Here is a 13078-nt window from a genome sequence, read left to right on the forward strand (position 1 = left end):
TTCTGACAGCCATTCACACATTGAACCTGTTCGATGTGTGAGTGGCTGTCGGCTTTTTTCATATGGATATGAAAATGAAAAGTACACCTACCGGAACACTGAATCAGACTGACACTTTTTCCACGCCGTTTGATCGCCGCGAGTTGGAGTTTGCGTTGAGCGGCTTCAAAGAAATGCCGGAGCACGCAGCGGCCTTGCGTTACTTCGATGGTGCTACCGAAGCGTCGAGTCTGGAGGCCCAACTGACGCCGATAAGTCTGTTGAAGGAAACGCTCGAATCAATAAACCCGAAAGGTTCGGCTGCCACACTGCAAAAAGTCCGGGATAAATTGACGAACTATTTACTGCGTTTGAGTACAACGGTCGAACTATTGAATACTGCCAAACCCGTCCCTAAAAAGTTGCACTTTGTCTGGGTGGGCGGCGGTATTGGCGCTATTCAGGGAGACTACATCAATGTCTGGCGGCAAATGCTTGCCCCGCAGGGTTACAGCCTCAACCTGTGGTATGACAGCGATGCTTTGCTGGCCCATGAGACCAATCGCATCATCGTCGAGTCAGCCAAGGCGCTGGGGACGATTTCTGCGCCACAAGGAACAGTCGATACGCCTGCTGCGCTGGCCCGTCGTTACATCGAGCGAACTCGAGTGTTGCGACAGCAGATGTTCGAGCATATCCAGACTGTCACCCAGGCGGGCGGGAGTGCCGATCAGGCGCGGATCGATCTTTTAGTCAGTGCCTATGGCCAGGATGAAGGTGCGCTCAAGGCGCTCAAGGCCCGCAATCTTCAATCTCTGCAACACGTGGAAGTTGCCCATCGAGACATTCACGTAGAGCTTATCGATCAACCGTTGTTCGATATTTATGAACGCGAAATTTCGTTTCGCACCAACCTGGCGGCGGCATCCGATATCACACGTTTACAGGTTCTGAACGTCGAGAGTGGAACCTATCTTGATGCTGATTTGCTGCCGTCTCTGCATAAAGTGCTCGGTGGTGTGGATCTCGCCGCCTTCAGTGCCGAAGAACGTATAGGTGTGATGCAGGTATTGTTCGATCACAACCCGACAATCCTTCCGAATCGGGGGCAGGCCTATGCGGATTTTCGCCCCAAGGTGCCTGAACAACACAGAGAGGCGATAACAGCATTTGCCAAAAGCATGCCGTCCCTCAGCGATATTTTTGCCCCGTTCAATGACGTCATGGTTGCGTCGAACGGTCTGCGTGTCGGTAATAAAAACACGCCTGATTCGATGACGAATCAAATCAAGACGCCATTCAACGGATTATCCAATGCCCTGTTGAGTGGTCATGCGGGTTCTGCGCAACTCGCCGCCGTTATGGAAAAAATTCGCAGCAACTATCAGTTCCTGGACCGGGTCGTTGCGCAGGCGTTGAGCAGCAATGTATCGCTTCAGGATCGCCAGGCATTTCCCGATCTGATTATCCGGGAGCTGGAGAAACAACACGGTCCGATTTCAAGCTGGAAGGCAAATCTGCAAAGCCTCAACAGTTTTTTGCAGGCGATCAATGACTATGATGCCGATGGCATCAAATTCGGTGCCCAATCGGCCATTGCGATGAGCGGGCCGACGGCGGTATCCAGCGGTTTGGGTGACTTTGTCGAAGACCATGCGGTGCTTGAAAGCCGCCAACTGATCAGCGACAAGGTTGACCTGTTCGACGGCTTTAACCTCGCCACCGAAGAAGAAACCCATCACAGCTGGAAAGACAATGCCAGGACTGAGGCGGCCTGGTTCGAGCTTGAAACAACAAAAGCGGGCCAGGGCGGCTATAAGGCCCATTTCAAAGGCAACATCACTGAGCTGCTTAAAGGTCAGCTTATGACGTTTGAAAAGGGTTGGCCTGTGATTGAAGGCCGCCCGGTTTTACAGACCGACATCTTGCAGCAATGGGTGGATGACCTGGGAGGCCCCTTCATCAGGGCCATGAACGAAAAACTCAGTGGCGACCTGAGCTTCGATAAGCCTTGGTCCCTGAGCTTCGATGAGCGTCAGCGGATCCTGGCGCAAGCCCGTGTCGAACTTCCGGTCTCGCACGGTTTTGAGCCGATCGGTAACTTGAATGAAATGATTGTCCGTATTGGCCACGGCTCTCTGCCGCTTGATCAACTGAGCCCGGTGCATCGAGTACTACTCGGTGGGCTGTTCGGCGCGCAGACGCTGGATAATGCCGGGTTCGACGATGCCTGGCAGCACACCCGAACCCTCGCGCAGAGCACCGCCGACCTGGGTTTCGCCCAGCGTTATATGGCCATCGAGCAGGCCTTGCTCGCACGCAGGCATCCTGCATTCGAAGCCGGGTTTGCAGCTGCCCAGGCAACGGTTGAGCCATCGAAGAACAGCGCTCAGGTGCTCAAGGCCCTTGCGTTCGAGAAGCCGTTGACGTTGCGCCAATGGGGCGAGCACATAGCCCGCATCAGGTTTCAGGCCCAATACGAGCTGCGTCACCACATCTTTCAGCGCAGCGCCACGGTGCTGGAAACCTTCATCGCGCAAGGTGCTTCGACGGGGAGGTTGATGCCTCAAGGATTACTGGTCAGGGGTGAAGGCGATCCCGGAAGGCGCTGTTATCCACTGGTGTTGGCCATGGCGGCAGCCATCGAAAAGGGCCCCGCAGCCGTGGACGCTTTGAGCGGCCGGTTGGCCAATGCGAACCTTGCACCCGATGCCAATGAAACCCATGCGTTTCTGCGAACCCTCGATGAGCTGCGAACTGTGCCAATGGCGCGGTCGGGCACTTTATCAGGAGCGTCCCGGCTGGATCAGGTCATGCAGACACTGGATACCAGGACTTCCACCAGTACCTTGATGCTCAACACCGAAAGCCATTCCATGCTGGTGGCAAAAATCGTCGACGGCGAGTCGAGTACCTACCGCTTCTACGATCCGAATTTCGGTGTCTTCGGATTTGACCAGGCGCAGGACCTGCACCGTGCTCTTGAGCAGTTTCTGAGCATTCCTGAGCTGGCCAAACTCTATGAGATCAGTCACCTGACGGAAGCGACGTTCAACCTCGTCGACCTCAATGGCCCACGTATCGCCGATCTGGCGCTGCCGTCGCAGATCAATGTGTCGGGTTTGCTGAGCCATGATCCGATCAGCACCGGTGTAACGGTGGCACCATGGGAACATCACGCTGCGTTACGGGCCCGTTCATTGGCGGAAAACGCCCGACTGGGGCGTGGACTGAACGAACTGGACGCCCGTCACTGGGCGCAGCAGATTCAGCACAGCGCTGATCGCCTCCACGCGGAAAGTAACCTTGGGCGAGACTTTGTTCCGGTGTTCGACAGTGTGCGAGAGGTATCGGGTGGACACTATGAAATCAGCCTGGTCAATCTCAAGGACCCCACGCTCACCGTCAGAGTGTCAAGCACCGACGGAGTTCTGTCGCGGATCCGCTCCTACCTGACGGAGACCTTCCAGACGCTGTCGGTCAAGCCGTCCATACCGGGCAAGGTTGACCCGACCGATGTCAGCGCCGTGCATACCTTGAATGCGGCTTTTACGGTTCAGGCGCTGCTGGTGGCGCTCCAGTCCCATGAGCAAATCAGCGACATCAATGAAGACCGGAGCCTGACGACTGCCGTGCGAATGCACGGGTACCTCAGTTACGCGCAACTGGCCCATGGCAATCTGCTCGACATCGTGGATCTGGTCAAACTGTTCAGGGTGGCGTTAAACGATGCACCGCTGGTGGCCCGGACCACCTCCTCGGTAGTGGTCAATGCGCTGGGACATATTGCCCGGGATGGTTTGGCCACGGTGATGCAACTGGCGACTCTGGGTTTCGATATCTATCTGCTGGCCAATGCCAAGGACGATCTGCAACAGGCGCAATACGGCACACAGTTGGCGTTCGATTCGGCGGGGTTGGCACTGTCTGTGGCCGGCATAGGCGCCGGCCTGGCCGGTGCCAGTACGGCGGCTGCGTTTCTTGGCGGGGCCGGTGTGATTCTGGGCGGGTTGGCCATTGGCGTGAGCGCGCTGGTCGAAGGGTTCAACGGCACATTGGAGCGAGGACGGCGGATCGGTCAGTACCTGAACCGCGTCGATAAGGCGTATCGCTCGGGCGGTCACTCGATCAGGGAGGGCGTGTTTTATCCGAACCCTTATGCGCTCATCCGCGAGATTGATTTACGCAACCAGCGACTGACGTTCGGCAGTCAGGAAATTTTATCGGCCAACACCTCTGCGCTGCACCCGCCGAATCACAATCTTGATCGTTCGAAAGCCATCAACATTCGACAACACCTCGAGTTGCCGGAGCATGCGGCTATTGGCGATTTGACGACCTTTCAGGCCATTGTCCTGCCGTGTGTGGCCAACACCTGGTTCGGTTTCGATTACTCGGCCCTGCCGTTTTCGACCACGCGTTCCGAGCATTTTGAAACTGCGCTGAAGCTGGAGTACGACGCAGCAGGCAATCGCCAGTTCTGGTTTACCTTTTACAAGTTCCCCTCCGAATACATCATGCGAGACTTGAATCCGATAGAAGGCGAGACGACGATCAGTGTCTTGCTGGATCAGGAGCCGCGTTCGTTGCTGGTGCCCGAGCTGCCCAAGATGTTGCACGGCAAGCTGTCTTACAGGATTGAAGGGGTGGGTGGTCATTGCGCGCTGACACTCACTCCGGGCGTGCGTTCGGTCAATCTGTCACTGGCACAGAAGGCTCGCCCCATGGCCTGGACGCTGCGTGCGCTCTGGTTGAGCGAAGAGGATATCGTTGTCGGCGAAGGCCTTTTGAAGATAGGGGCTGTCGACGTTCACGTCATGGGTACGCCTGAATTGGTTATCCAGACTTCGCATCACTCGTTTCGAGTTGACTGGGCGAAACAGCAATTGCTGCTCGAAGAGCTGGAGAGCGACCCGACTGTCGACACGGCGAATATCCAGGCCCGAGTCAGGAAACTGGCCCGCGCCAATCGTTTGGCCAGCCCGTTCACAGCGGTACAGAATTTCCCGGTTCCGTTCGCAGACCCACAAGAACCACAACTCACCACGGCTTTTTATGAGCAGGCCCGTGATCGTTTTATCTACGCTCGCGACCTCCCATCAGCACTGGCGAACCAAGCCAGGCTGGGCGCGGTTATGGGTGGGCAGGCGTATTTCTATTGCTCCCGGGAAGCACTCATCTGGCGCTCTGACGTGGTCACCGGGCGGGTCAATCGATTCTATAGGCTGATGGATCCGGTGCCCGGTTCGAGCATTTCGGTGTTCCAGGTCCTGGGGCAGGGGGTCATTCGGATTGTCCAGCAAGTGACCCAGCGCACTGGGCGTGAAGCCGAGGTGGTTTACCTGTTGGGTGAGGACGAAGTCTTGCTGCTGGCGATTGCAGGTCATCTGACCGACCGTCAGCAAGACCTGCTGCTCAAGGGCGCCATGCCGGGGTGGTCGAACTTCTTGTGGGATTACGAACTGCTGGTCAAGGACTCGAAACTTTGGCCTTTGACCCAAGTGAAAGTCGTGGATTATCAGCCAGCGGCGTTTGTCTCGATAACACCTTTGACACAGGGCAGAAAGGATCCGGTCAGCACGTGGGTCCGTGCTGCCGATGGCCTGGTGATTCGTCCCAATGTGCCGCAGGTTGAGGGGCCGGGCGGCGCGGTCAGCCCGATGTTGCTGACACCCGCGACCAGCACGGGCGATACCGTCCTGTTCTTTGACAAGCGCAATCGGACCCTCTATCGCCAGAAGATCGGGATGACCGTCACCGGTGTGGATGCCCAGGCTGAGCCTATCGGGCCCTGGAATGTGATTGAAATCATCGCCAATGAAAAACGCTACGTTGCGTTGACCAGGGACGGGCTGTATTTCGATATCAACGAGCAAGGGCAGTCGCAGCTGGCCGGAGTCAACGAAGACTGGCTGGAGGATGCCAGAGGGCCGTTGGGCCTTGGCTTTGAGTTTTGGACCGACGTTGAGGCGCTTGCGAAGGCGCATCAAGCGTCGAGCTTTTCGATTCTTGGTCTGGGTAACGGCGTACGGGATGAAAAACTGTGTGCCTGGTACGTCGACCATCGATTGCTGATTGCTGATTGCTGATGTGGGCCCTGGCAAGGTAGTGCAGTTGGTGGCAACGACGCCAGATGAGGAGGCGGGCTGGCTGCTGGATGTTTCCGTTGGGCAACTTTACCGCCAAGCGTTCCTTGAGCCTGAAAAACTATCGACACTCTTTGATAATGGTCTGCAGCTTCTGCGGCAGGACCTGTTGCCTGTTCCACAAAAGGTCTGGCCCGAATGGTCTTTTGCGCAGGTATGGACACATGGCCCCGGTCTGCGAGGGCGGACGCTTGAAGGGGTTGAACTCGAGATGATGTTCGGTGAACCGGCACTTATTGTCGGCGTCACGGGAGACTGGGTTCTGGCAAAACAGGGTACGAATGACCCTTACGATGCGGGTGTGAGGCACGCGTTGAAGGCGCTGGTGAGCAAGCATCCCCACGAAGCATTTGTATCGGTTGGCGGTTACTTGGGCTACCAATGGTACGTCGAGGGCATCGATCGTGTGGTGGGTGAGGTCAATACGAGCCTGGAAACCCGACTGCTGGGTGTTCGAAACAAAACTGTTGCCTTGCTCCATGAAACGCCCAGCCAACGGACATACAGCGCTTCGAGGGATGTGTGGCTGGAGAACAGCGTTGCACGTCGTGAAGCCGAGGTGTTGATGCTGGAATTTCAGGGTGAGCTCAATGACGTTATGCCGTTGATACCTGACGGCGTTACCCAGTTGATCTTGAGTTATGGGCCCAGAGCGATCAGCTGCAACGTATCGAGTACTGTCTGGCAGCGGCTTGAATGCATTGTGGTTGATTGTCGTCGTTCGTTGAGTGCTGAGTCACTGATGCCTGGCACATTGATTCTGGATACCGGGCCGCAGGATGTGTGGCGGGTCAGCCTGGTTGAAAGGCAGTTGCTGCTCACCGACCCGAATACCGGACACAGCCTGATCTTGCGCAATCACCCCGACGATTTGACCGCGCGCCGTTCGATGAGTCTGAGTCTGCAGGTTCATGGCACCACAATGACCGTAACCCTTGATGAGTTGGTGCAGGCACTGGCCATCGATGGCGAGGACAGGCAGCTCGCCGCGCTAATGACGAAGGTGGGCGTCACGGAACCAGATAGCCCTTCACTCCGGTAAAGATGATCTGCGCCGCCAATGCGCAGACGAACAACCCCATCAACCGGCTGACGATCTGCAAACCCTGGTCACCGAGAATGCGCTCGATGCGGTTGGACAGATAAAGCACCACGCCGACCGTGAAACTGGCCAGGGCAATACTGAGAATGGCCGTGAGTTTGTCGTCCCAATGCGGCTGACTCACGCCCATCACCAGCAAGGCGCCGATGGTGCCGGGGCCGACCGTCAGGGGAATGGTCAGCGGGACGATGGTCACGTCCTGCTGCACGTTGTCGGTTTGCACTGCCGACTTGCCCTGAGCCATGCCCAGCGCCGAGATGAACAACACACTGCCGGCGCCGATGCGGAACGCGTCCACGGTGATGCCGAAGACACTGAAAATCACTCGCCCGAACAGGTACAGCAACACGCTGGACACCAGCGTGGCGGTGGCCACTTTCCAGGCCAGCCGGCGTTGTTCCTTGCGCGAATAACCGCGGGTCAGACTGATGAAGCAGGACAACACGAAGAACGGGCTGTAGAGCACTAGCATTTTCAGGTAAACGCTGAATAACACATGGAGCATGGTTTCGGCTCGCATCCAGAGACGGGTGAGTCGGAGTCTATCAGTTGGTCAAGTGTCTGTGGGTGTTGAGTTTGAAAAGGTATGGAATTGATTTTATTGACTTGTATTTAGTTGGGTTGAGTTTGATTGGTTAGTTGTGTTGGGTTGGTGTTGTATATGAAGTTACATGTTTTGGTTTGTCTGAGTTGGTTTGTTTGTTTATTGTTCTTTTCGACAAGTTCATGAGGAGCTTGCATTAATGTCGATAAGGAAGAAATTGTGAATAATATGTTTAGTGAAAGTCATATTGCTGCCTGTATAGAGAAACTACAGAGTTATGATCTGGGTGAGCCACTGCTTATTAGACCTCGTGGTTTGTTTGTGTCGGGTGAAGAAGTTGAAGTGCCGTCGAAAGGATCGGTCGTAGGCGAAGGCCTCATTAGTTTTAGCGGTAACCTCACCGGTATTAACCGCAGTGACGCGCAGAATGCTTTTCACTATGCGTCGCTTGTGGCAAACAAAAAGTTTCCATTGGAGCACCAGGGTAAAGAATGGTACGCGCTGTTCTGTAAAGTCATGGGTGAAACGGGTTGGATGACCATCAGCAAGTACTACAACGATCTGAACGTGTCGGGAACCAGTGTCCGCATGGACAAGCTGGTGCTGGAGATCCTTGCTTCGGTAGTCGCTGGCCTTACGGTACCGGGCCCGGCTACTGCACTGATGCTGAAAACCGCGGGTGATGCGATTGCCGCCCTGCAAAAACGCGATACCGCAATGACGCTTTATGAGCGCAACTTGCTGAAACAAGGTGTGGGTGGAGTAACGACCGGCTCGTGTATCGATGTTAACGGTACGACTGTTTTTGCCATTGGCGCAGTACGTTTTACACGCCGGAATTCATCGACAAAAGTAATGTTCGTCGATACGGATGTTCGTAACGTAGGTCTGTATCGCGGTGAGACAGCTTTCGAAAAGAATGATCTGCTGGCTGCGGCTACTCGAGAATTGATTGCATCGAAACTTGTGAAGTACTCGACTGATAAACTCGAATACGACATTTGATGGATGCCTGGAAGGGCGGTCGAAATAACGACTGTCCTTCTCTGTGTGGAGGTATTTAAATGAGATGTGATTATTCAGTATTGATTGTCGGGGCTGCGGTTTTGATGGTGCCCGAATCAGAGGATCTGACCACTTATGATGATATGGTCAATACGGTGTTGTATGCACAGTTGGCAGCCAATAAAAAAACAGAACTAGAGCCGGGTGTGAGTTGGTATGACACCTACATAAAAGTTCTGGATGGTATCTGGATGTGGCGCGGTAAAGCGCGCGAAGACTTGAATCTCCCTTCAGAGAGCGTTGAGTCGGCGGTTCAGTGGGCGGCCGCAGCGATGTCCAAGGTGGGGGCAGATGAAGGGCATGTGACTGCCGAAGTGTTGTCAAAAATTGTCAACGAATCGGACATCAACCCGGCAACCAACTTGTTGCGCAGCCATATGCAAAAAGTGTCCGAAAAGCAGTCTATCGAGGTGCCGGCACCTGCGATGGATGTTCGTTTGCTGGTGATCGTGGCGCCAACACCGACTTCGTTCAGCAGTGTTTGTATCGAGCTCAAAACCCATCAATTGCTGAGTTCCAACCCGTTGGCGCATCTCTATTGGGGCGAAGATGTACAAGGCATCATTAGCCGCCGTTACGTCCGGGCGAATCTGTCGGAAACGGTATATGCCCCTGTACGGGCTCAAATTGCTCTGAAGGTCAAGGACCGGATCGAGACCAATGTTGCAACGTTAACCCTGCACGACGATGCCTGCAGCACCACGCAGCCAGAGGAGATTCGGTCATGACGGATCTGATTGCACCACCGGCAGCGGTGGTTGGCGGCAGTATCGTGTCGTTCGCCAGCGATCTGCCTGCGTCGCACCGCGAAGACGTCTACATGAGCACGGCTTTTGCACAAAGAGTCACGCGCGATGCAATTAAGAATGGATTATCGGGAGACTGGTTCGACTACTACTGCAGGCAACTCCGTTTTGTGGGATGGGATGTGCCCACACCTCAAACGTTATCGCCCGGGCCTGCCGCTCCGATGGGCAGCAAGGCGATACAACGTATCCGGGAATCCATCGGTGATAGATTTTCCATACCCATCAGCCGCGCCCTGACAAAGTTGGAGCGCAATTCGCTGGCGCTCGAAACGTTTGAGTCCACGATCCTGAAGGGAGATATCGCCTACTTTCAGATGATTCCTTGCGTGAAGAACGGCGCGCACAAGGTGGATATGGCGGTCTATCACCGCAAGTTTTCGATACTGCGAAACATCTCTCGGTTCCTGTTCAGCAAAAATGAATCGCTTGAGCAAAAAAGCACCGAACAGATAACCACGATCACGTTCAACACGCTTCATTACGCCGAGTTTCGGGAGAAGGTAAAGAAGTCTGTGGTGTCCCAGTCCCTGAAATACTTGAGTGCTCTGGACATCTGACCGAGCGTTAGCCCGAGGGCTCTCAGATGGTCGACGCTGTGCGGTTCTGCTGATCCCGCTGCCCAACCCAATGCTCGATCAAATCGCGCAACTGCGACAGCTCGACCGGTTTGGCCATATGCCCGTCCATGCCGGCCTGGCGTGCACGTTCTTTGTGTTCGGCGAGGATGTGCGCAGTCAACGCCACCACCGGCGTGCGAATCCGCTGATTACCGACTTCCCAGGCACGCAATTGCTGAGTCGCGGAGAAGCCGTCGAGGATCGGCATTTCGCAGTCCATCAGGACCAGGTCATAACGCTGGGCTTTCATCGCCTGCAAGGCTTCTTCGCCATTGCTGGCGGTATCCGGTTGCAAGTTGAGCTTGCCTAGCATGCCGCGAATCACCTTGGTCGAGATGCTGTTGTCTTCGGCCACCAGGATGCGGAAATCGCTTGGCACCTTCACCGGTAAGGTCGGGCCGGTGGGCAGGTGTTGCGAGATGGAAAGGCCTTTGTTTCGCTGGTTCAGCTCGTCGGCCAATGTCGTCTTGAGGGTGTACCCGGCCACCGGTTTGGCGAGGATGCGTTTGATCCCGGAGTTGCGCGCGATGATCTTGCTGGGCGCATTGCTGATGCCGGTGAGCATGATCAGCAGGATGTCGTGGTTCAGGCTCGGGTCTTCCTTGATCTTGGCGGCCAGTTGCATGCCGGTCATGCCGGGCATGTTCTGGTCCAGCAGGACCACGTCGAAGTAATCGCGCAAGTGAGCCTTGGTGCGCAGCAGCGCCAGCGCTTCTTTGCCGGACGCTACGGCACTGACATTCAGGCCCCAGGCGCTGCACTGTTGCACCAGCACTTTGCGACACGTGTCGTTATCGTCCACCACCAATACCCGTGCACCCTGCAGTGGGCCATCGAGGTCCGACGTCGGGTGTTCGAGGCGGTCAGGGTCCAGCGGCAGGGTCAGCCACAAGGTGCTGCCCTGATTGGCGCCGCTCTTGACCCCGAACTCCCCTTGCATCAAGCGAATCAGTTGACGGGCGATCACCAGCCCCAGGTTGCCTCCCAAACGGGTGGCCGAGAGGAAGTGCTTGCTGTGCAGTTCGGCGTGCATCAATGCGTCGCGCTCTTCGGCGTCCATCGGCTCACCGCTGTCCTGCACGGCAATGCGCAAGCGCGGTTTGGCACTGCGCTCATCGAGCGCGACGACGATCAGGATTTCGCCTTCGTCGGTTTTCTTCAGGGCGTTTTCCAGCAGGCTCAGCAGGGTCTGGCGCAGGCGTGTAGGGTCACCGCTGATGACGCGCGGCACTTGCGGCTGGATAAAGCTGATCAGCTCGACGTTCTGCTGTTCGGCCTTGGCGCGGAAGATGCTCAGACAATCTTCGATCAGTGCGTTGAGGTCGAACTGCACATCGTCCAGTTCGATCTGCCCGGATTCAAGCTTGGAGATGTCGAGAATCTCGTTGATCAGTGTCAGCAGTTCGTTGCCGGCACTGTGGATGGTCTGTACATAGTCGCGCTGCTTGACCGAGAGCGGTGTGCCCAGCAGCAGCTCGGTCATGCCCAGCACGCCATTCATCGGGGTGCGGATTTCGTGGCTGATTTTTGCCAGGAATTCGGCCTTGGCGTTGATCTCGGCGTTGCTGGCGGCCAGGTCGCGGCTGACGCTGAAACGGTCTTCGGTGATGCTGCGCTGACGTTCGCTCAACGCAATGCTCATCAACACGCCGCTGATGCAGATTAACCCCAGCAGCGTCATGATCAAGCCCTGCGGTGCGACCAGGGTCAATCCCAGCAGTGCCGGCAACATGATCAGAGTGCCAATGTTGAACACCACCATCGCCGCGACGAACAGGCGCGCCGGGCGATAACCTTTTTGCCAGTGATAGGCGCTGACGAACAACATGCTCAGGCCTGCCAGAGCGACCAGGGCGTAGGTCATGATGTTCAGCGGCAGCGTGTTGACGAACAACAGCAGCAAGCCGCAGACCACGATGAACAGAATGTCCCCCAGCAGCAGCTTGTTCAGCGGGTGCGGGCCGAGTGGGGCGAAGAAACGATAGGCGAACATCAGGCCGCACGGTGCCGTCAGCAGCAAGGCGAGGTAGGCGCCGGGTGTCTGCACCGCGTGCCAGTTCGGCAGCCAAGGCCCTGCCAGATTCAGCAACAGCAACAGGCTGAGCATCAACAATGCTTCGCATCCGGCCAGCCAGAAACTGCTGCGTGAGCGGGTATAGGCGTAGCGGACGAGGCTGTGCAGGATCAGCATCGCGATACAGCCGAACAACAGTCCGTAGATCAGCGTCTGATTCTGATTGGCCGCGGTCATGACCGCCGACTGCAGGGTGATGTAAGGCCTCAACTGATGGTCGGAGACCAGTCGCAGGTAAACGTCGAGAGGTTTTTCGTTTTGCGGCAGCGGCAACATGAAGTCGCTGCTGGGCAGTGGCCGTTCAGCCTGGGGCTGGCCGGTGCCGGTGTTCAGTTGCTCGATCAGCGTGTCACCGTCCAGCACATACAGATTGAGGTGCGACAGGTCGGGAGCAAACACCCGCAGCAACTGTTCATGCTTGCCGGGAGCGAGTCTGAAACGCAGCCATAACGCGCCATCGGGCTCGGCGGCGGTGAGGCGGTCGAGTTCAATGGGGCTGAATTGATTGGTGTAGCGAGCGGAACGGATGTCGCTGAGCTGCAGGTCACCCTGTTCGTCGAGCAATACCGCCCAGCCACTGCCTTGCGTGGCCTGGGCCGGGAGCATGCAGAGCAAGGTCAGCAGAGTGACGGTGAAACCTATGGCAATCCTGAGCCAGCGCACGGCGAAATCCCTTCGTAGGTTGATGCCAGAATATAACTATGCGCGGCGCCGGAATAGTCCGGCAAGGGCCCGAAGCCCT

7 protein-coding genes are annotated in these 13078 nt (G+C 56.3%); 5 read left to right on the plus strand and 2 right to left on the minus strand.

Annotated elements, in window-relative coordinates; genetic code table 11:
* The first annotated feature begins 74 nt into the window (after nt 1-74).
* Together E3W21_RS11945 and E3W21_RS11950 are read left to right on the plus strand one after the other, a co-directional pair.
* Nucleotides 75-6068 (plus strand): TcdA/TcdB pore-forming domain-containing protein, encoded by a 5994-nt coding sequence (locus E3W21_RS11945; protein WP_166793820.1) that lies wholly within the window; start codon nt 75-77, stop codon nt 6066-6068.
* Nucleotides 6055-7167 carry a hypothetical protein gene (locus E3W21_RS11950; RefSeq protein ID WP_134419921.1) on the plus strand — a complete coding sequence of 371 codons (1113 nt, stop codon included), beginning with the start codon at nt 6055-6057 and terminating at the stop codon, nt 7165-7167. The genes E3W21_RS11945 and E3W21_RS11950 overlap by 14 nt, the downstream gene beginning before the upstream one ends.
* Here the strand turns inward: E3W21_RS11950 and E3W21_RS11955 are convergent.
* Nucleotides 7136-7732 (minus strand): MarC family protein, encoded by a 597-nt coding sequence (locus E3W21_RS11955; protein ID WP_007937197.1) that lies wholly within the window; start codon nt 7730-7732, stop codon nt 7136-7138. The genes E3W21_RS11950 and E3W21_RS11955 overlap by 32 nt on opposite strands.
* Nucleotides 7733-7999: 267 nt before the next feature.
* On the opposite strand from E3W21_RS11955, the gene E3W21_RS11960 reads away from it, so the two are divergent.
* Genes E3W21_RS11960 through E3W21_RS11970 form a run of 3 tightly spaced genes read left to right on the plus strand, consistent with a single transcriptional unit; the run spans nt 8000 to nt 10202 of the window.
* Nucleotides 8000-8776 carry a hypothetical protein gene (locus E3W21_RS11960; protein ID WP_166793823.1) on the plus strand — a complete coding sequence of 259 codons (777 nt, stop codon included), beginning with the start codon at nt 8000-8002 and terminating at the stop codon, nt 8774-8776.
* Between the two features lie 59 nt (nt 8777-8835).
* Complete coding sequence (locus tag E3W21_RS11965) at nt 8836-9564, plus strand: hypothetical protein (protein WP_129438844.1); 729 nt, start codon at nt 8836-8838, stop codon at nt 9562-9564.
* Nucleotides 9561-10202: a hypothetical protein gene (locus E3W21_RS11970; RefSeq protein ID WP_129438843.1), complete on the plus strand. Its 642-nt coding sequence runs from the start codon at nt 9561-9563 to the stop codon at nt 10200-10202. Before E3W21_RS11965 ends, E3W21_RS11970 begins: the two co-directional genes overlap by 4 nt.
* A gap of 22 nt (nt 10203-10224) precedes the next feature.
* On the opposite strand, the gene E3W21_RS11975 is transcribed toward E3W21_RS11970, so the two are convergent.
* The gene (locus E3W21_RS11975) at nt 10225-12999 is read right to left on the minus strand and encodes a hybrid sensor histidine kinase/response regulator (RefSeq protein ID WP_134419925.1); all 2775 of its coding nucleotides are present in this window, start codon (nt 12997-12999) and stop codon (nt 10225-10227) included.
* Between the last annotated feature and the right edge of the window lie 79 nt (nt 13000-13078).

The organism is Pseudomonas sp. F01002, assembly GCF_004402115.1.
Lineage (GTDB): Bacteria > Pseudomonadota > Gammaproteobacteria > Pseudomonadales > Pseudomonadaceae > Aquipseudomonas > Aquipseudomonas frigoris.

Coding starts and splice junctions, on each gene's coding strand:
- E3W21_RS11965 (WP_129438844.1), top strand. CDS start 8,836: ATGAGATGTGATTATTCAGTATTGATTGTCGGGGCTGCGGTTTTGATG.
- E3W21_RS11960 (WP_166793823.1), top strand. CDS start 8,000: ATGTTTAGTGAAAGTCATATTGCTGCCTGTATAGAGAAACTACAGAGT.
- E3W21_RS11955 (WP_007937197.1), bottom strand. CDS start 7,732: ATGCTCCATGTGTTATTCAGCGTTTACCTGAAAATGCTAGTGCTCTAC.
- E3W21_RS11970 (WP_129438843.1), top strand. CDS start 9,561: ATGACGGATCTGATTGCACCACCGGCAGCGGTGGTTGGCGGCAGTATC.
- E3W21_RS11945 (WP_166793820.1), top strand. CDS start 75: ATGAAAAGTACACCTACCGGAACACTGAATCAGACTGACACTTTTTCC.